Here is an 18,510-nt window from a genome sequence, read left to right on the forward strand (position 1 = left end):
ATGATCGTCTCACTGCCTGACCATTGGATCATACTCATTGATGTGATTGCCTGGACGTTCTTTCATCTCGCCATCTCGGCCATTTGCTTGAAACTGCCTTTGACGTGGTTTCTGAGAGACCATTTCTGGTTTCGGACGTTCCCTTTTGAACAGTCCGGGGCATTGTGGCAGCGTTTATTCCGGGTGAAATCGTGGAAGGGATTGATTCTGGATGGCACTATTTTTCTCAAAAAGGGATACAGCAAAAAGGGATTGCATGGAACGAAGTCGAGGGACTTGATCGTATTTGCGGCGGAAACGAAACGTGCGGAATTAACCCATTGGCTCTCCATTCTCCCTGCTCCACTGTTCTTCATTTGGAATCCCGTATGGGCAGGATGGGGGATGGTCCTGTATGCCCTTGTCTTCAACCTTCCGATTATCGTGGTTCAACGGTACAATCGGGGGCGCATATCTTCGATTACGTCGGGTGTTGGCAAGAAATGAAGTAAGCTACTGTAAGGAAATGCAGCTACATAAAGGTTGAACGGGGATTGGCACGGTTGTGAGTTTTAGAGGAAGGAGGTAGATAAATGACAGCTTCAGAAGTGATCAATCTCATCCTGGGTTTCCTGGGTGTGATCATTGGCGTGATCATGTTTTGGTCCTTGCCGGTTCCAAGATTCACCTCCAAACATACGGCGGGGTTGCCGTTTGTGTCCATCATTATCCCTGCCAGAAATGAAGAAGGCAGGATCTCCCCGTTATTGAAGTCGTTGCAGGAGCAGCGATACAAGGGATATGAAATTCTGTTGGTGGATGACGATTCTTCGGATCGTACTGTTGAGGTCGCAGAAAGCTACGGTGTCACGGTCCTCCAGAATAAAGGGGCAGGAAAATCGTCTGCCTGCTGGCGCGGTGCCAAGGAGGCAAAAGGGACCTGGCTGCTATTTTTGGATGCCGATACCAGATTCACCAGTGTGGATGGATTACGGAATCTTCTTCATGTCTACCAGGGAAAAGGAGCCAGGGGGATCCTCGCCTTGCAGCCCTATCACACCGTGGAGCGTGTGTATGAGCATCTCTCCATTGTTTTTAACATCATCGTGGTGGTAGGGATGAATCTATTTACGGTCTGGGGATCCCGGTTCAAAGCTGCCGGTTCGTTCGGTCCCTGCATTCTATGTAATCGAGACGATTACTTTTTATCCGGAGGGCATGAAAAAATCGAGGGAGCCATCATGGATGATCTGGCGCTGGGAGAAGCCTTTCTTGATCAGAACATTCCCGTTCGCTGCTTAGGTGGCAGGGGGATCATTTCGTTCCGCATGTATCCGGAAGGTGTGGGAAGCCTGATCGAAGGCTGGTGCAAAAGTTTTGCCGTTGGTTCCAAGTCCACTCATCCCGTTGTCATGCTGATGGTCATCCTATGGATTACTGGAAGTTTAACCAGTGCGTCTTCATTGATCTCTTCGATTATAGAGGGAAGTACTGCCGCTATGATCGTCTATGGAGTATTGTATATCCTCTATAGCGTTCAAACAGCATGGTTTGCCCGCAGGGTCGGGGATTTCAGGTGGGGGTATTTCCCTTTCTATCCTTTGTTCTTTTTATTCTTTGCGGTGATTTTCCTTTATTCTTTCGTTCGTGTGAATGTGTTTCATTCTGTGAAGTGGAAAGGGCGGAAGATAAAGGTGTGAAGGGCTTAGAGCCCTTTTACTACCTGAAATAAAGGGGTCTGACCCTTTTTTCCTAGAAAAACAGTTCTTTTGTTGGGGATGGAGGGGGGAGGGTTCTGTGGCTTTGTTTTGAGCCAGCTTTTGATGAGGGAGTGTGTGAAGGGGTAAGAGTTTCAGAGTATATGGGGTTGTTGGGTTGGGATCTAATGAGGTGGCGTAAGAATGGAGATGCGTCATTTTTTGAGTGTGTCAGGAAATAGGGATTTATCGGGGTATTAAGTAAGGTTTGCGGTGATGTTGGACATGGTGAGTGGGGGAGGGGTGAGTGAAGCATGTTGGAGATTATGCTGCTTCGTCTTGACGTAAAGGAAGCATGGGAACCGTCCCTGTGCTTAGAAGAAATGGAGTGTGGATCATGGTGAGAGGGAACGAAGAGTAGGTAAAAGGTAATCGTCATAACTTTTTATCGAGAATTGACGATTAACCTTCCGATCGATTCTCAAGGATGAAAACCCGTTTATCAATATCGGTGATTCTTGTGTTCAGATAATGAAAGTCCGTCTCAGAACGTTGGTTTTCTACTTTTAACTTAGTAATGACATCTTCTGTTTGTGATGTTTCAATTCTATTGACCGTTTCCTTTATCTCTTTTAAATCACTTCCGAATTCCTTTAGGTTACGGTCGAATTCCTTCATGTTCTGTTGAATATCGGATAACATGTTCACGATTTGCTTGTCCATAAATCTCACCTTCCTACTATTATAATAGTTGAAATGAATAGATGATACTACCCTGATATTGTATGAACTGGCAAGCGGAGAGGCAGGTGCTTTGGTCCAGACAAGAGGAAGCACAAGAACCGTCCCCACTCTACTAAAAATACCCTCCCAAAAAACGGAAGGGTCACAAGAGGGTGTAGATTCCCGACAAACACATTGAAAGACTTTAGATACTATTAAATACTTGTAAGGGCTTATATTTAATACCCTGTTACTTTTCCAGTGTACTTAGTAGATTTCACTTTATACAGAGGTGGTTTATCATGTCCAGTAGGGATAGCTATCTCTTGAACGACAATTCTCCAATCTCCTCTTCCTGCATCACTGCTTAACGTTACTGGGGAGTCATTTCTAACTGTCTTGGAAACTTTAGTGGACCACCACAATCCATTACTCTTTTGTAATTCTACTGTTATACCTGCCTTACCACCTGTTTGAATAAAACTTTCAACTTCAAAATTAACCTTTACTGAGTTCTTACTTGAATAAAAGTGGTGATAATTCCCGGGATTACTGGTTCCGGTGTTTTTAGTTGTACCACTGAAATTTGTGATGTGTAAGCTAGCCGCTGCAGGGCTTACAACGAGACCGAAAGCTACTACTATTAACACAACAATAAAGGATAATTTATATGAAATACTTTTTCTCATTACTCTTCAACTCCTAATAAAATGTTACTATTGAATATACGCATCTATAACTCTATAGCTCTTAGTGGGTGCATAGACGTCAACTATTATAGTTGTATAAGAACTTGTTGGCCAATATTTTACAGGTGTGAATGTGCCCTTGCTTGTTACTCTTCCTACCTTGGCATCTTTACCTATTCTTCCATCTCTTCCTACAACGGTTTCTTTTGATGATCTACTGAAAAAGAGACCAGTAAGATCAGCGTCTGCATTAACTGCAGTTAGGTAGTCTCCCTTCCACGAAAAAGTCCCAAATACCGCATGAGAAAAATTTGCACCTTTAGTATGAGCAATATACGCTTGATATTCTTTAGATCCAACAGATGAGGCAGCAGCAAAACTACCATTTGTATTTAAGGGAGCGCCCTTTAATTTTGAAGGTGCCATTACATTTTTTTCTATTAAACCTAGTTTCATATTTTCTGATTGTACCTCAATATTGGTTTCACCATTTGCCAACTTTTTGTTAATTTCTTCTTTCAGGACTTGTAGTTCTGCATTAATTTCTTCTTTTTCTTCATCTGTAAGAAAACCATTCGTTTGATTCTCAGCAGCACTTGCTCCATTAGCAGAGATAAAAAGTATAAGCCCGAAAGCTAATATTAATAGTAGTTTCTTCATTGTTTCTCCTCCTCTTTTGGTGTTTCCTGCGCAAGAAACAGAAGCAATCTTAATTGATCACATCTACATTATCTGGAAACTCGGTTGAATTGTCACCGAAAGAACTTGTAAGGAATTCCGCATTTTTTTTTGTAATTCCACTGTGTGGCATTGTGTATTTGTGCAAATATTTACTATTAAACATAAATATTGAATTGGAGCTAAAGACTTTGTCTAACCTTAAAAAAAATTAATGTTTAGGGATTTTGCAGAATTATCTAATTTTATATGGTAAGTTATTATTTGGAATATGGATGATTTACTCTATTAAGGAGGTGTATTGTGAATAGAGTCTTAATTATTAATGATAATGAATTGCTAGGAAGAGGGATTAAGCAGGTCTTAGAAGAATCAGATTTTAAGGTTACTTTTATTAAAGAACTTCAAAATAAGGCAGGTATACTTCCCCCATTGTCCTCTTTCGATATATATATAATTGATTTAGAGTCACCTGATATTTCAGTCAATGATTTAACGAGAGGAATATTCCAGACAAATACAGAGGCCAAGGTCATTTGCTTGTATGAAAGACATATAGCTCAAATCTACCAATATGCTGAACTGGGGATTTCTGGTCTCATAAAAAAGACTACACCTACAGAAGATCTCATTTCCACGCTAAAACTAGTATTAAATGGTCAAGCTTTATTTCCACTTTCGTTGATAAAGCAGTTAGCCGATTCTCAGCAATTAGATCGTATGGCTAAGAATTCAATGGCCCACGCATTATTGTCTCCAAAAGAATTGGAGATTTTAAATTTTGTAGCTGCAGGAAAGAAGAACAGGCAAATAGCTGAGCAACTTTATATGAGTATCCGTTCTGTAGAGTACTATTTAACTAAATCTTTCAAAAAGTTAGGTGTAAGCTCGCGAATGGAAGCTTATTCAAAAGCTATGGAGTTGGGTTTAATTGACATAAACAAGACGATGCACCAGAATTTAAGTAAGAGGAATTTGATATCTGATTAAAATAATGGAAATGGGTGAAAGAATGCCAATACTTTTAATAATATTATTTCTATTTATCGTTTGTTTTTTCATTAGTTCTTCTCTGAATATTCTTTTTAAACTAACAGATAAGAAACATTGGACCATTTCATTTTTCATTAGTTTATTTTTTTCATTAATTATCACTGCTTTTATTTTTGCAATCTGATACCTATTCTTAGGTTTCTCTGAAAAATGAGTATTAATGAGAAGACCGGGGGTATGAGCTTCGGATTTCAGTATATTGACAAGTCACTAAGAGATCAGCGTACGATTATGATTGAGAATTCCGGTGAAGAAACGAAAACATTTAATGGTAGTGTGGAGTTTACCAATCAGTCCCATGACGCTTCCAAAAACGGAATCCATCTATCTTTTGATGAAAAGGTTAAGGTGAAGGCCGGGAAGAAAACAAAAACGAACGTATTCTTAAATATCCCTAAAACAGCGGAAGAGGGTTACTATGAAGGGTATATCCGCTATGTGAATGAGGAAAATCCATCTGAAGAATATCAAATCCCATTTGGTATCCGAATTTCCGAAGAAGGAATTGAATCAGTCAGAGCTTTCAACTTCTCGACTAAAGAGAATAATCAATTCGGAGCCTTGTTCAATTATACCCCAATGGATTTCACTTTGAAGTCACCTATGGAACAGATCAGCGTCGTGTTGGTCGACGGGAAGACGAATAAAGAATTGGGACTGGTCGGAGTCATGGATTCTTCAGGAATTCAAGAGGGACAGAGGATCATCATTAATTCTGCCTTTGCAGGTTACTATTACCGGTATGAAGATAACCGTATTTCAGTCAACCCTTCATTGGCACCGGAAGGCCACTACAAGCTAAGATTAGTGGGGACCAACAGTGAAGGTAAAACGTTCACGAAAGAAACGGATACATTCATTGATAATACAGCTCCGGAGTTTTCAAGTACATTGCCGACGGGTGTGTATGAGTATAAGGAAGGACAAGAAACGGTTCCATTCTCCATGTCCCTTTTTGATAAGACCATTGAAGATATGAAGAAAGCGGGACTCGAAACATCCCAATCCAATAATTACATTGTCTATCATTATGGATCACCATTTCCAACAGGGGCATTGAATACTGATGGTGAGGGGAACCTTTCGGATGAAATCTTGATGAACCCGATCCTCAGCAGGTATCCTGTTGGGTTCTTCGCACACGATTCCGTCGGAAACTTCGCACAGGGTGGACCCATTATCAATAGCTTTGTTAAAGAAGGGACACAGTACGCCACTGCTTCCATGGATAAAAAAGAAATCATGGCTGGCGATAAGCTGACGATGACACTGTCGTCTCATAATGTGAAACAACTGAAAGAAGGATCCTTCTCAGTAGATTACGACAGCAATCAACTTGAGTTGATGGACGTGAAGATTCATCCGGATTTCATTAAGTATGGTGATTCTGAGATTACGTATGACGACAAGGGAAAAAGCAGTTCTACAAGACACCTTGATGTTCAAGTGAATTTGGAGAATCCGGAAGCTGAAGTGAATGGAGGCATTCCATTGGCAGAAGTTACCTTTGAAGCGAAGGATGCCAAATTTTATAGAATGAACTACGTAACTGCGCCGACCTTCTCAAGCAAGTATACAGACGTTAACGGTCAAACGACTAATTTAAAGGGATATTTTGAAGGACAATATCCGGAACTGCTGCGCAGCTATTCAGAGATAAGAGGGGACATTAAAGCCCAAGGATTCTTTGGTACCGACGGAAAATATGACAATGGTACAGACTATTCAAATGCTCCAGTTTCCATAAAGGTGACCGATTGGGAAGGCAACGTTCATGACGGGGAAATGGTCCGTAACAATGATTTTGTAGCTAAGCACCCAGTAACCGATAAGCCTTTCCAGATTGAAGTGACCATTCCTGGCCACTTTCCGGTCAAATCCACTTTCAATATCTTTGAACAACGTGAAGATAAGGTTGTCGGCACATGGCATGGCTTGCCTCTGCGCACGCAGGATGCCGGGGATATCAACCAGGACAGTGTGATTGATATCATGGATGCGATCGAGTTGAAAAACAGCTGGGGAACAGATGACCAACATTCAGACCTGAATTTCGACGGAACGGTTGATGCAAAGGACTTCGAATTAGTCGAATACAATTTCCTTGAAGCAGACCCTGGTGTGAATGCTGCACCGAAACCAATGGAGACATATAAAGGTAGGTCCTTGGAAGATATCAAAAATGAATTAGGTATTGAATAAAAAGATAATCGAGACAAAGGCATGCCCTGCCTTTGTCTTTTTCAATTATTGATTGATAGGGCGGCAAGGGTTCAATATGATAGCCCTTTCAAACGGATTACCATAATAATACTGATTAATATTCGTTAAGTCATAAAGGTGATTTTATTTAAATGAATCACTCCTTATTTGTAAACTTATTAAGTCAAGGAGACAGGTACCATAGCCCCTTTTGTATATAAGCCATGGTACTTGTCCCCTTGGTTCATTTTTCGTCCAAGCATTATATTAAACTCATCATACTATTATATTAAATATTGTTTTTAGGGGTGATGAATTGTATAAAAAAAGACGAATCCAGTGTGATCCTAATCGTATACTCCCTCCTGAGGGGTGTGACTTTTACCCGCCTCCACCAGGACCGCCGGGACCACCGGGACCACCAGGACCACCAGGACCCCAAGGACCAACTGGGCCACAGGGACCAGCTGGACCAGAAGGGCCTGAGGGACCACAGGGACCAGCTGGACCAGAAGGACCTGAGGGACCACAAGGACCGGCTGGTACTCCCGTTTTAACAGGAGTGGGCTCACCACCCTGCGATATTGGTAATGATGGAGATCTATATATTGATATCTCTACAGGGAATGTTTTTTATAAGCAACAACTACCTGTTCCTCCCACAACAAGGACCATACCTCCTCCAACAGGGAATACCCTGCTTGTCGGGTCCACCCGACCATTTACCACGATCCAAGCTGCTTTAACTGCGGCAGGAAATGGGGATCGATTATTACTAGACGCTGAAACCTTTACGATAAATTCCACGATAAATGTAAACAAGTCGGTAACGATAGAGGGGCAAGGAAAAGGCGCAACGATCGTGGATACCACGAATAATACTGTAACTACCATGTTTAATGTCACCGTATCGAATGTGGTCTTCCAAAACATGTCCATCATTCAAGATTTCGTATCAATAGCATCCATTGAGTCCGTCATAAGAGTGAATAATTTGTCAGCTACCGGAATTTATGTCGATAATTGTGAACTCTCTGTATGTGAGTTCGGTATTTCACTGATTGCCTCTGAATTCCAGATCACCAATTGTGACTTTAATTATGCACCGGGTGCTGCGCTTAACAATAGTTATCGGTATATCAGTATTTCTTCTACTTCAGGTCAGAGTATTATCGACACCAATACGTTTGTCTCAGATTCAGGGGCTGTCAGGTGCAGCTTCATCATTATCACGAATGTAGCAGCCAGTTCAGGTACACTAAAGGGGGATTTGGTCATAAGGAATAATACACAATTGACTTCTCCCTTTACGCTCCGTCACCTTCTTCTCATGGAAGAATTTACAGGTGAAAATTTTGGGTTATATATCATCGATAATACGACCATTAGTGAAGGAAATGTTCCTGTCTTACTGAATGCTGCAAACCTGAATATTTTTAAATTCATGGCTTTCTACGGTAACACCGTTCAGAACACTGCAGGGAAAGGACTTGCTGGCATCGATACTAATTATTTGGGCAGCACAGATGTTTTCAGTACCGGTAATACCATTGTAAATGAATTTTTCACTGCGGGATGGGCATCCGCAACAGATCCGGCAAGCTTTATCGTCGGATATAATTCAGCCGTTATTCCTGTACCGCCTAATCTGCCGCTAAATCCTTGTTATTGGTTATTGTTGAGTGAATTTATTTAGAAAGGGACTGCTGCTTGGTTTAAGTAGTTCAGTTTTTGTGGGGAACATAAGAAATAACATATCAATTTAAAGGCCAAATCGCATAGTGATTTGGTCTTTTACTTTTAATTGGACAACCATTTAAAGGAATGAAAAATTTCGTGCAATTCATCAAGCCTAAGAATAATAATGCTGATAATGTCGATTGGATAATTTCTGAACAAGTATGTGAAATCGTGAAGAATTATGCGGTATACTGCGTTTATTGAGAGTGTGAAGTAGTTGATAGTTCTTAAAAAAACTTTTCAAAGACGAACAGTTTCTTAAATGGGTTGATTGCATATGGAACAATAATGATAAGAAAAATAGGGTTAGAGGATGTCATGGAAGGAAAAAACTTGACTAAATTACAACGATAGTATAAGGATGTTGACGGAAGCACGAGAAACGTCCCCGCGCTTCCTGGACCCCTTGTCTTACAGAAATCTCTCCATAGCGGTATGAAGACTCGAGGTCACAGTGAACCTAGAACTATCAATTCCAAGATGGGTCATGGTCTGTGCGATCTCGGGTCTTATTCCGGATAGGATGGTTTCGATTCCGATCATGGATAGGGCATCCACAACCTTGAAGATGCGGTCTGCTACCATCGTATCAATGATCGGTACGCCGGAAAGGTCAATGATCATGTACTCTAGGGATAACTCATTCCCTTTGGAGAGTGCTTTATCCATCAGTTCTTGAGCTCTTTCGGTGTCAATGTCACCTATCAATGGAAGTATACCAACTTGATTGGTTATTTTGATCACTGGAATGGAGAGTTCTAACGCTATCGCTTCTGCCGCATTGATCCGTGTATAAAATCTTCTTGAATACGACATACTCAGCCAATGTACGGCCCTGTCTACCACTTCATCAAAATCTGAGATCAAATCATAGAATTGATCAAAGGATAAGTTGAAAGCGGACGCTTCCTCTTTAATGATTTGGCCGATTAGGTTTCGGTAATCTCTCACTTCGTCCAGAGCAACATCTAATGGTAGGTTGAAATTCACGAGAGTGTCGACGGCTTCCGATCCCCACTCTTGTAGCTGCTCGAATGCGGTGTCCAAATCACTCTCAATGGATTTTGCATAAATACCAATGATATCCTCACGCCAACTATGAAGCTTCGACTCTATGTTGCTGAATTCGCTTGATCTCAGATTGTCTTTTTGAACGATAAGCTCTTGCTTTTGACTCAATACTTTATCACAGATTGCTTTCATGTAAGTTTTTTTACCTTGATCGATCATGTACTCAAAGTCTCTCCTTTTACTGTAGTTTCCAATTATATTTTAACATAATGAAGAATGATAGTTGGAGTAGGATCGATTGGGCTGAGCCGAGGGCACAGGTACCGTCTCTCAAAAATTAGTCGATAAATACTGGAGGAATGGGGATATTTATAAGGGGTGGCGTGAAGTAAAGTGGCGGTTTTGCCACTTTTCCAGGCTCTGAAGCATGGGGACGGTTCTTGATGGAAGCAAGAGAACCGTCCCCTCGCTTACCCCTCGGCCCATTTAAAACAGTTCCGAGGTACCTGTCCCCATGGCTCCTTGAAGAGCAAACAAATTCATTTAAGGTTTCTTTAACCTTCCCTTAAGTTTCCTATAAGGTAAATAATGTATCCTCTATCTATGAACCTTTTAATGCTGAGCTTATCACTGAATAAGACAAGTGCCGAGGTATCATATTTAGAGAGGAGAAGGGATCATGAAACAAATAGGTAGAAACACATTACTATTATTAATAGCTCTGATGTTAGTAGTAGGGACGGTTGGCCCATCTGTTAGTGCGGCACCCATGACGAACGAAGAAGAAGTGGAGGAATTGGCGGCTGATCTTAAATTACTTTAGTGTAAGAAATCCATTACCCAGATAAGGATGATGATGATGGAGCAACAAAAAGAGAAACTATTCTTCCTGGGATACTTTCTTATAATCCCACTTATATTTATCACGAGCTTCTTGTTATGGGGGTTCGTTATAAAAGGAAATGGACTATGGACCATGATGACAGATGCGTTATCAATCATAGGAATCTATTATATCCTTACGAGTATGATCTTTAGCTTAGTTATGAGGAAATAAACGAAGATTGAAACATCTCGGCATGACATATGCAATATTTAATAGGTTCTTAAGCTACATAAGTTTTTTAATGGATGGTGCCTGACCTCCGGAAGGTCTGTCACCGTTTTTTGCTACATGCCTCGGTTCACCAGGTTAGTCTTCTAAATCAGGGCTTCCCACCATCAATGTAAAGGGCATAAAAGGAGTTAGAAAAATAAAGTTTCTCTAAGGAAAGAGGGATTAATAATGAAAAGATTTCAAAACGCAGACGACATCTCCCGGTTAAAGGAAGCCTTCCATAGAGTATTTACGAAATCGGCTCCATTTGGCGCTCCATTTCAGAAAAGCTTTCACAAAAGGGTACTGATCTTCCCGACCAAGGGATATTATCTTCAGGAAGCTCAGTTCCATGCTCTGATGAAAACCATTGAACAGGTTGGACAGGGGACCTTTATCTTGTCGGAGTCGGAAGGGGATCCTTTTGACCTCTCGCAGGACTTTCACTCCGAATTGGCACCACAGCACTGGGGCGCCGAAAGTACCATAGCCTACGAAGACTACCGATCCATTCCTCTTGTGGTCGAGAATTCCCTCTATTCACCACAAGGAGGGTGGGGCTTGCAAATATCTCATGAAGATCATGCAGTCCTTGCCGGGAATACTGCATTCATTGACGCCTTTAAAGAAGCGTATCCTGAATGGGAAGAGGATAAGGAAAAATTTCTTCAATATTGGGTTCGTGCAAATAAGGAATTTTCTACGGATATTAAGTGGGTTCATGACTTGTTAAAGTAGAGTGGGGCCCCCCAGCACGGGAAGGATGGAGGGACAGGCACCGTTTTTCGTTACTCCCTCCTGTTGAAAATCAGAAGCCTATTAAGAACTTCAAAACCAAAGAAGGGAATAAGGAATCTTTGAAGAATAGTAATAGCGGATACTGATTTCTTACAGGCTGTTGATCCCATTCATGCTTTTAGGCTCTTTTCCAGATCTCATGTCGGCTATTGAGTAGACATGTGTCATGTATTCTCTATTGCAATGGGTGAACTTTGGGTATTTTTCATCATAGGCAATTGCAGTGTCCTGCTTTATTCAGAGTGAAAATGAAATACCGTTTTATGATGTGATTCGAATCAAAATACTCTAATGTTCGGGAGGAAATGAAATGTCTAACAATACGTTGACTTCAAGGGTGGAGAATGATCGGGTACTTGTTCTTGAGCGAGAATTTGATGCGCCGCGTGAGCTAGTGTTTACTATGTTTAAAGACTCTGAACATCTCAAACAGTGGTGGGGACCAAGAGGCTGGGAGCTTCCCGTATGTAACGTGGATTTTCGGCCGGGAGGTGTGTGGCATTACTGCATGAAGTGCGCAGATCGAGGTCAAGGAGAATACTTCGGTATGGAATCTTGGGGAAAAGGGGTTTACAAGGAGATCATCGAGCCGGAGAAGATCATCTACGTCGATTCCTTCTCAGATCCGGAAGGCAATACGAATGAAGACATGCCATCAACGACTAATATATTGGAATTCATCGATTTGGGTGGCAGGACGAAGCTGATCAACCGTGCTGAATATGATTCGGCAGAGTCTCTCAAGACCGTTACTGATATGGGTGTGATAGAAGGCATCACCGAAACGTGGGACCGCCTGGAGGAAGCCATTCAGAAGGTGAAATAAAGACAAGATACAACAATAAGTTTATTAGGGTCTGATCCTCTGGGGGTCAGACTCTTTTTCAGGAACAACTAAACATATGCTCAGGACATGAGTTCCATGTTCTGAGCTATTTGGCGTTTGAAGTTAATAACATCTTATCCACGAAATGTTGTAAGGACATCAAGAGAAGGAGTTCCTGTAAGCTATTTAATGATAAATAAGTATATTTAAGGTTTGTTTAAGGATGGATTAAGGTTAGTTTAACGTACTGCAATTATAATAATAAAGTTCGGTTCAACTATTGATTAAAGGAGGATGTTAAGTGGGTGAGGACAATCGGTATCCTACTTTACTGTGTTATTGCATTGATATTATCTGCTTGTGATTCTCAGATTGAAGGAAAAGACTCAAGCAACAAAGAAACTGGCAGCTGGGGATATGAACTCATTAATAGTGACATTCAAAGAGAAGGCGGAAAACCCATTAAAATTGCTGTGCTTGATAGTGGAATTAATTCTTCATTACCCGAACTTAAAGACAGGGTAATAAAGTCATTTGATGTCATTGAGAATGATGAAGTTACGAAAGATTCATTCAATCATGGTACTTCAGTAGCAGCGATTATAGGTGGGGAAAGAATCAATAATGAGATTCAAGGAATTAATCAACACTCGATACTATATGATGTACAAGTTCTAAATGAAAATGGGCTTGGGGATGTTAGCACGGTTGTAGACGGAATAGAGTGGTGTATTAAAGAAAAAGTAGATGTAATCAATATCAGTTTTGGATTTGAAAAGAATTACCCCGAATTAGAGAGTGTGATTCATAAAGCACTGGATGAAGGAATCATTATTGTTGCTGCTTCTGGTAACACTTTAGGTTTAAATGTTGAGTATCCGGCTAAATATCAAGGTGTTATTTCTGTAGCTTCAATAAACAAAGATAGTAAGAGGTCCAGTGTTTCTGCAAAAGGGAAAATTGATTATGCTGCACCAGGTGAAGATATTTTATCAATTAATAACCAGGGTCAAATTGGATTATTGAAAGGAACTTCATTTGCTGCTCCTATGTTAACAGGTGTCATTTCAGTGTTAATGAGTCATTCTGATGAAGATATAACATACAAAAATATACATAACTTTCTTAAACCTTTTGTTCAAGATCTTGGGGAAAAAGGGCACGATGAAGAATTTGGAAACGGAGTAATTAAATTAAGGTAGAGTTTATGAAGAGGAGTGGAGATATATGAAAAAGGTTGTATCCTATTTGTTGGTTGTCACAATGTTATTTACCATATCACCTGTCGTAAGCCGCGCACAAGATGAGGTTAAAATTGAAGATGATATATTAGTAGAACAGTTTGGTAAAGAAGCCGCAGAAAATATGTCCGTTTCTGTAGACCAAATGGATTCTAATAATATGGTTGTTAAGAGTGAGTATGATTCTCAGGACTTGAATGCGGTCGCCTATATAAATATCGATAGTCATGATGGGACCATTTCCGTGGAGGGACGGGTTCAAGAAGGTAATGTGGTTGAGGAAAGTTCCTATGATGTTCACTTATCTTATTTACTATTGAAGAGAATGATTTTAATGCAGTTTTCATAAATAAGGAAACTGGTGAAATATATGAAATGGATACAATAAAGGCTTCAGCTTCCATTTGGCCATATATTCTTGCAATTATTGCGAGGGTGGGGTTATCCGCAGCCCAAAAGCAGTTCGGTAAAACAGCAGTAAAGGCTGCACTAAAAAATTTACCAAAGAGTGTTAAGAAAATCGATGATTCATTTCTAAAGAAGAATGGTATTGATGCACATGAGTTAAAGCAGGATTATTTGGGGAAAAAAGCGAAAATATCACAGTATGATTTATATATAGATAAAGATACCAAAAGAGTTTGGATATACAAAAAAGGTGGAAAAGGAACGCCAATACCAACAGAAGAATTTATTAAGTAAAGCCGAAAGGGGCTAAAATAAATGAAAACGGAGATCAATGTGGAATATTGCCTATATGGTGATGACTTAAACCCGAATGATATTACTAAGCACCTTGAATTGGTACCTTCTCTAAGTTATAAAAAAGGTGATCTCGTTAAAGAAAATAGAATAATGACAAGACTGGAGGGATGCTGGGAGATTGAAACAGGTTACGCTCCATCAATGGATATCAATGATGCTTTGAGTAAACTGGAAGACATACTCACTGAAAAAACAGATAAAATAAGGGAGATTAAAAGAGCCAATAAACTTGAAAGTAAATTGACCATAGTCATTAAGATTTATGATAACGAGGTGCCTGGCATGTACTTCTCTCCGTCTACATTATCCTTTATTGTGAACGACTTAGAGGCAGAAATGGATATTTGCACATATATAAACTAAGAACATACCGGAAATAAAAGAATTAGGGACGGACCTCCTATCTTAGCGAGGTCCGTCCCTCTAGGGTATATTGGGGACGGTTCCCGCTCTACCCTTTACACTTTTCTTTTATTAAAGTAGTTAGCTATTTGTTCAGTAGAATAGAATAATATTAACCCTACAGTTAAAATAATAAATGAACTACTTATTAACGGTCTATTATTTACCATTTCAAAGAGTGCATTAATAAAAAGGGTAACTCCCCAAAATATAAATGTACTCTGAAATGCGGTATTAACACTTTTCTTATTAATTCTTTCATCGTTTTTAAAAAACATATTGATTTCCTCTCAATTTCTAGGATCATATCTTAGCATTCGTCACTACTAAATCTTCCTCCCAATAAGCGAATCGGGGGCAGGCATTGTTTTCCGTTTAGCGAGATCCGTCCCTCTTTCAATTCCATCGCAACGATTTCTTAAACTCACGAAACGCTTGCTGAGAGTACTCATCCCCAAACTTTCGAATGACTCCTTCTATGTTTTCTTTTTCCTGAATTAAGATTGGATGTATTTCCGTTGTATTGGCCACTTCATAGACGGCATGTAGAAAATCGACCATCTCCCCTATTAAAAACCCATTTCGCAATTTCATTACTTCTTGGATGACGACAGGTATGTACTGAAAAGCTTCCTCTGAAGTCATGCTAGTAGTGATTTCCTCAAAGAAATGGCCGAAATACCATTCATCCTGATCAAGTTTCTCCTGCCAGTTATGGAATACCTCATGAAGTGGTTTCATGGAACTCATCCCTTTCTTAGGGACGGACCTCCTACTTTAGCAAGGTCCGTCCCTCTTTCACTTATTCAAAAACTCTTTAGCAACTACATGATCGGGATCTAATGCCAGCATCCTTTTCGCCGTATCATAGGCTTCCTCTTCACTGATTACTTTATCGGGGATTTGATGCAAGAATAATAGATTGGATAAGTACTTGATATCTTGTCGGTCTGTTAATTCCACACATCGCCTTGCATGATAAAGGGCAGCGTAATAAGCACCGTCCAGGTAATTTAGTGGAACCACCATCAATCTAAACGCCATCTCATGTAACTTAACGTTTTCCTCTTCGACTAGTAAACTCATAATGAAGGCGTAATTCGTTATACTGGAATCCCTGAAGGCCGTTTCCATCAGTTTTTCATCAAGTTCTGAATAGGAAAGTTCATTCGTCATTTCTTTGGCCTCTTCAAAATGTCCTTTTATGATGAACTCATTTAGTTTGTTTGTCATGTTCATTACCCACCAATTACTACTTTTTTTAAAATGAGCCTTATATTTCAAAGCCATTAACTAGTTCATTGTACACGACTTCCTTAACCCCAACCTTAAAGCAACCTTAAATTAACCATAAATCTCAAAAATCGCTGACAATTTCATGGTAAAATAGGATGAAAATTTGATTTTACAAGACTGGGAGTAAGGGTATGGCAGAGTTGATTTATATAGCGGAAGATGATTTGGAAATTAATGAATTGATCGCCCTTCATTTGCGTAATGAAGGGTATCGGGTGGAGCAGAGTTATGATGGAGCTGAAGTGATCCGTAAATGCAGGGAGAAGCGGCCGAGCCTCCTCATCCTGGACTTGATGATGCCGAAAGTGGACGGGTTTCAGGTAATCAAGGAAATTCGGAAAAGCTGTAAGGTCCCGATTATGCTGCTGACAGCGAGGACGGATGATGCGGATAAAGTATTGGGATTTGGGCTGGGGGCAGATGATTATGTGGTGAAGCCCTTCAGTATGGTTGAGCTCGTATCGAGGGTGAATGCCCAGATTCGAAGGTATACTGATTATAGTGTGGTGGAGGAAGAACCTGTTATTCGCAACGGATCCCTGGAGTATGATCCGATCAATCAGACGGTGACGAAGGATGGGGAGCGGCTCTTATTGACCCCGAAGGAGACGAAGTTGCTATCGATTTTCATGAAGAATGTGAACCGGTTGTATACGAAGGCCCAGTTGTATGAGCTTGTATGGAATACGGACTACATCGGGGACAGCAATACGATCATGGTCCATATCAGTCGGATCAGAGAGCAAATTGAATCCGATCCTAAATCCCCGACGTACATTACGACGGTGAAAGGACTCGGCTATCGGATGGAGAATCATGAAGACTAATCCGATTCTTCTTAAAAAGTCCATCTCCATCACCAAGCAGTTTTTTATCAACTATGCGTTACTGTTTATCATTCTACTCGGAGTAGGGACATTCACCCTGGTGGCGAACTTTGTGTATGTCGAGACCGTGTATGAGGACTTGGATCAGGACTTCCTGAAAGGGACGTATGAAGACGCGAAGAAATTGGGGATGAAAGCGGCATTCAAGAAGAATGAGCTGCCGGATCATGCCTATATTGAAATCGTCAGTCTCGATTATAAGGTGACCGATCAATTCAATAGTCCTCACAAGATCGGGTTTACCTATGGATTGAATGAATTTCTGAAGGAAACCGACACGTATGATACGGATTTATATATACCTGAGAATAGTGAAGAGTATCTATTACTCTATTTTCCCGCAGATGACTATTTCCAATTGGATGATGTGTTCTTCTTCACCATCCTCTTTTTCATGGTGTGCTTGATCGTCATTCTGTACTGGTACGTGAAGAGGACATCCGTCCAGCTCATTCAGCCGATCCAGAAGCTTCTGAAGGGGATCGATTCGATTTCATCAGGAAACTATGGAGAGAAAATCGAGTTCGAGGCGAATCAGGAATTGAACCAGTTGAAGAATAACATTAACCAAATGGCAGAGACGATAGGCACGGAAATCGCATTGAAGGAAAGGTCCGAGAACTTGAGGAAGCAGCTGATCCTGGACATTTCCCACGATTTGAAAACCCCATTGACCAATATACAGGGTTACGCTGAAACGTTGACCAGCTTGACGAATCTGAGTCGAGCGGATCAGAAGAAATACACCGACATCATCGTGTCCAACAGCAAGAGAGCAAACCGGCTCATCCATGACCTGTTCGACCTGTCCCATATGGATATAGACTGCGATTCGGTTTCGCTTAAGGAATATGATATGGCCGAATGGCTCCGTACCATGCTGACTTCCTTTGTAGAAGAGTTCGAGGAGAAAGGGATGGAGTATCACCTGGATATTACTGAAGACACTCTGATGGTGAAGTTCGATCCTTCCAAGCTTGAGAGGGCGATTACGAACATTATCCAGAATGGGATGGCGTACAGTGATGGATATCTGTCCATTTCACTCAAACCAAAACAGAATCAGGCCATCATGACGATCGAGGATAAGGGAATCGGGGTACCCGTCGACTACCATGAAAAGATATTCGAACCGTTTGTGCGGATGGATGCATCCCGGAATGGTGAGACCGGGGGAACGGGGTTGGGACTTGCGATTGTGAAAAAAATCATCGAGCAAAGTGGTGGAACCATTGAGTTGGATGGGACTTATGATGACGGATGCCGGTTTGTGGTTGTTTTTAACATGAAATAAATAAATCATTCATCTCTAAGATTGGTACCTGGCCCTCCATACAGTAAGCTTTTGCGTACAGTGAATCAGCTTTTTCAGATTGTTGAAACTATTTGAAAAGAAAATCAAAACGACGTGTTAAAATATAGGAGGT

Annotated in this window: 20 protein-coding genes; 14 read left to right on the top strand and 6 right to left on the bottom strand. The window is 40.8% G+C overall.

Annotated features, from left to right (window positions below; genetic code table 11):
- On the top strand, nucleotides 1-486 hold the full coding sequence (locus ACOSV2_RS13165) for a glycosyl-4,4'-diaponeurosporenoate acyltransferase CrtO family protein (protein ID WP_428975481.1): 486 nt from the start codon (nucleotides 1-3) through the stop codon (nucleotides 484-486).
- Between the two features lie 86 nt (nucleotides 487-572).
- Nucleotides 573-1,679, top strand: coding sequence for a glycosyltransferase family 2 protein (locus ACOSV2_RS13170; protein ID WP_428975482.1), 1,107 nt, complete (start codon nucleotides 573-575; stop codon nucleotides 1,677-1,679).
- A 459-nt stretch (nucleotides 1,680-2,138) separates the two neighbouring features.
- On the opposite strand, the gene ACOSV2_RS13175 is transcribed toward ACOSV2_RS13170, so the two are convergent.
- The 3 genes from ACOSV2_RS13175 to ACOSV2_RS13185 form a co-directional block, all read right to left on the bottom strand.
- On the bottom strand, nucleotides 2,139-2,399 hold the full coding sequence (locus tag ACOSV2_RS13175; RefSeq protein WP_428975483.1) for a hypothetical protein: 261 nt from the start codon (nucleotides 2,397-2,399) through the stop codon (nucleotides 2,139-2,141).
- A 239-nt stretch (nucleotides 2,400-2,638) separates the two neighbouring features.
- Nucleotides 2,639-3,088: a hypothetical protein gene (locus ACOSV2_RS13180; protein ID WP_428975484.1), complete on the bottom strand. Its 450-nt coding sequence runs from the start codon at nucleotides 3,086-3,088 to the stop codon at nucleotides 2,639-2,641.
- Between the two features lie 27 nt (nucleotides 3,089-3,115).
- Complete coding sequence (locus tag ACOSV2_RS13185) at nucleotides 3,116-3,748, bottom strand: hypothetical protein (RefSeq protein WP_428975485.1); 633 nt, start codon at nucleotides 3,746-3,748, stop codon at nucleotides 3,116-3,118.
- Between the two features lie 321 nt (nucleotides 3,749-4,069).
- On the opposite strand from ACOSV2_RS13185, the gene ACOSV2_RS13190 reads away from it, so the two are divergent.
- The 3 genes from ACOSV2_RS13190 to ACOSV2_RS13200 all read left to right on the top strand — a co-directional run bounded on the left by ACOSV2_RS13190 (nucleotide 4,070) and on the right by ACOSV2_RS13200 (nucleotide 8,717).
- Complete coding sequence (locus ACOSV2_RS13190) at nucleotides 4,070-4,756, top strand: response regulator transcription factor (RefSeq protein WP_324747026.1); 687 nt, start codon at nucleotides 4,070-4,072, stop codon at nucleotides 4,754-4,756.
- Between the two features lie 240 nt (nucleotides 4,757-4,996).
- Nucleotides 4,997-7,021 (top strand): dockerin type I domain-containing protein, encoded by a 2,025-nt coding sequence (locus tag ACOSV2_RS13195; protein ID WP_428975486.1) that lies wholly within the window; start codon nucleotides 4,997-4,999, stop codon nucleotides 7,019-7,021.
- Between the two features lie 316 nt (nucleotides 7,022-7,337).
- Complete coding sequence (locus ACOSV2_RS13200) at nucleotides 7,338-8,717, top strand: collagen-like triple helix repeat-containing protein (protein ID WP_428975487.1); 1,380 nt, start codon at nucleotides 7,338-7,340, stop codon at nucleotides 8,715-8,717.
- Nucleotides 8,718-9,172: 455 nt separating this feature from the next.
- Here ACOSV2_RS13200 and ACOSV2_RS13205 read toward each other — a convergent pair whose 3' ends face one another.
- Complete coding sequence (locus ACOSV2_RS13205) at nucleotides 9,173-9,991, bottom strand: STAS domain-containing protein (RefSeq protein ID WP_428975488.1); 819 nt, start codon at nucleotides 9,989-9,991, stop codon at nucleotides 9,173-9,175.
- A 460-nt stretch (nucleotides 9,992-10,451) separates the two neighbouring features.
- Between ACOSV2_RS13205 and ACOSV2_RS13210 the strand changes: the two genes are divergently transcribed.
- From ACOSV2_RS13210 to ACOSV2_RS13240, 7 genes are all read left to right on the top strand, one after another.
- A complete protein-coding gene (locus ACOSV2_RS13210; protein WP_428975489.1) occupies nucleotides 10,452-10,595 on the top strand; it encodes a hypothetical protein in 144 nt (47 codons plus the stop codon).
- Between the two features lie 462 nt (nucleotides 10,596-11,057).
- Nucleotides 11,058-11,606 carry a hypothetical protein gene (locus tag ACOSV2_RS13215; protein ID WP_428975490.1) on the top strand — a complete coding sequence of 183 codons (549 nt, stop codon included), beginning with the start codon at nucleotides 11,058-11,060 and terminating at the stop codon, nucleotides 11,604-11,606.
- Nucleotides 11,607-11,976: 370 nt separating this feature from the next.
- Complete coding sequence (locus ACOSV2_RS13220; RefSeq protein WP_428975491.1) at nucleotides 11,977-12,492, top strand: SRPBCC family protein; 516 nt, start codon at nucleotides 11,977-11,979, stop codon at nucleotides 12,490-12,492.
- Between the two features lie 305 nt (nucleotides 12,493-12,797).
- Nucleotides 12,798-13,694, top strand: a complete 897-nt coding sequence (locus ACOSV2_RS13225; protein ID WP_428975492.1) for a S8 family peptidase — start codon at nucleotides 12,798-12,800, stop codon at nucleotides 13,692-13,694.
- A gap of 25 nt (nucleotides 13,695-13,719) precedes the next feature.
- On the top strand, nucleotides 13,720-14,082 hold the full coding sequence (locus ACOSV2_RS13230) for a hypothetical protein (protein WP_428975493.1): 363 nt from the start codon (nucleotides 13,720-13,722) through the stop codon (nucleotides 14,080-14,082).
- Nucleotides 14,079-14,435 carry an SAR2788 family putative toxin gene (locus ACOSV2_RS13235; RefSeq protein WP_428975888.1) on the top strand — a complete coding sequence of 119 codons (357 nt, stop codon included), beginning with the start codon at nucleotides 14,079-14,081 and terminating at the stop codon, nucleotides 14,433-14,435. The genes ACOSV2_RS13230 and ACOSV2_RS13235 overlap by 4 nt, the downstream gene beginning before the upstream one ends.
- A gap of 21 nt (nucleotides 14,436-14,456) precedes the next feature.
- Nucleotides 14,457-14,861 carry a DUF4279 domain-containing protein gene (locus ACOSV2_RS13240; protein ID WP_428975494.1) on the top strand — a complete coding sequence of 135 codons (405 nt, stop codon included), beginning with the start codon at nucleotides 14,457-14,459 and terminating at the stop codon, nucleotides 14,859-14,861.
- A 435-nt stretch (nucleotides 14,862-15,296) separates the two neighbouring features.
- Here the strand turns inward: ACOSV2_RS13240 and ACOSV2_RS13245 are convergent, their stop codons facing one another.
- On the bottom strand, nucleotides 15,297-15,641 hold the full coding sequence (locus tag ACOSV2_RS13245) for an ABC transporter (RefSeq protein ID WP_428975495.1): 345 nt from the start codon (nucleotides 15,639-15,641) through the stop codon (nucleotides 15,297-15,299).
- A gap of 57 nt (nucleotides 15,642-15,698) precedes the next feature.
- Nucleotides 15,699-16,133, bottom strand: a complete 435-nt coding sequence (locus tag ACOSV2_RS13250) for a hypothetical protein (protein WP_428975496.1) — start codon at nucleotides 16,131-16,133, stop codon at nucleotides 15,699-15,701.
- A 194-nt stretch (nucleotides 16,134-16,327) separates the two neighbouring features.
- On the opposite strand from ACOSV2_RS13250, the gene ACOSV2_RS13255 reads away from it, so the two are divergent.
- The gene (locus tag ACOSV2_RS13255; protein WP_428975497.1) at nucleotides 16,328-17,023 is read left to right on the top strand and encodes a response regulator transcription factor; all 696 of its coding nucleotides are present in this window, start codon (nucleotides 16,328-16,330) and stop codon (nucleotides 17,021-17,023) included.
- On the top strand, nucleotides 17,013-18,377 hold the full coding sequence (locus ACOSV2_RS13260) for a sensor histidine kinase (RefSeq protein ID WP_428975498.1): 1,365 nt from the start codon (nucleotides 17,013-17,015) through the stop codon (nucleotides 18,375-18,377). Before ACOSV2_RS13255 ends, ACOSV2_RS13260 begins: the two co-directional genes overlap by 11 nt.
- The last annotated feature ends 133 nt before the right edge of the window (nucleotides 18,378-18,510 follow it).

It is taken from the genome of Rossellomorea sp. DUT-2, from assembly GCF_052665285.1.

Bases quoted from the DNA above. Each gene is read 5' to 3' on its own strand.
- ACOSV2_RS13165 (WP_428975481.1), top strand. From the start codon at position 1: ATGATCGTCTCACTGCCTGACCATTGGATCATACTCATTGATGTGATT.
- ACOSV2_RS13170 (WP_428975482.1), top strand. From the start codon at position 573: ATGACAGCTTCAGAAGTGATCAATCTCATCCTGGGTTTCCTGGGTGTG.
- ACOSV2_RS13175 (WP_428975483.1), bottom strand. From the start codon at position 2,399: ATGGACAAGCAAATCGTGAACATGTTATCCGATATTCAACAGAACATG.
- ACOSV2_RS13180 (WP_428975484.1), bottom strand. From the start codon at position 3,088: ATGAGAAAAAGTATTTCATATAAATTATCCTTTATTGTTGTGTTAATA.
- ACOSV2_RS13185 (WP_428975485.1), bottom strand. From the start codon at position 3,748: ATGAAGAAACTACTATTAATATTAGCTTTCGGGCTTATACTTTTTATC.
- ACOSV2_RS13195 (WP_428975486.1), top strand. From the start codon at position 4,997: ATGAGCTTCGGATTTCAGTATATTGACAAGTCACTAAGAGATCAGCGT.
- ACOSV2_RS13205 (WP_428975488.1), bottom strand. From the start codon at position 9,991: ATGATCGATCAAGGTAAAAAAACTTACATGAAAGCAATCTGTGATAAA.
- ACOSV2_RS13210 (WP_428975489.1), top strand. From the start codon at position 10,452: ATGAAACAAATAGGTAGAAACACATTACTATTATTAATAGCTCTGATG.
- ACOSV2_RS13215 (WP_428975490.1), top strand. From the start codon at position 11,058: ATGAAAAGATTTCAAAACGCAGACGACATCTCCCGGTTAAAGGAAGCC.
- ACOSV2_RS13220 (WP_428975491.1), top strand. From the start codon at position 11,977: ATGTCTAACAATACGTTGACTTCAAGGGTGGAGAATGATCGGGTACTT.
- ACOSV2_RS13230 (WP_428975493.1), top strand. From the start codon at position 13,720: ATGAAAAAGGTTGTATCCTATTTGTTGGTTGTCACAATGTTATTTACC.
- ACOSV2_RS13240 (WP_428975494.1), top strand. From the start codon at position 14,457: ATGAAAACGGAGATCAATGTGGAATATTGCCTATATGGTGATGACTTA.
- ACOSV2_RS13245 (WP_428975495.1), bottom strand. From the start codon at position 15,641: ATGAAACCACTTCATGAGGTATTCCATAACTGGCAGGAGAAACTTGAT.
- ACOSV2_RS13250 (WP_428975496.1), bottom strand. From the start codon at position 16,133: ATGACAAACAAACTAAATGAGTTCATCATAAAAGGACATTTTGAAGAG.
- ACOSV2_RS13255 (WP_428975497.1), top strand. From the start codon at position 16,328: ATGGCAGAGTTGATTTATATAGCGGAAGATGATTTGGAAATTAATGAA.
- ACOSV2_RS13260 (WP_428975498.1), top strand. From the start codon at position 17,013: ATGAAGACTAATCCGATTCTTCTTAAAAAGTCCATCTCCATCACCAAG.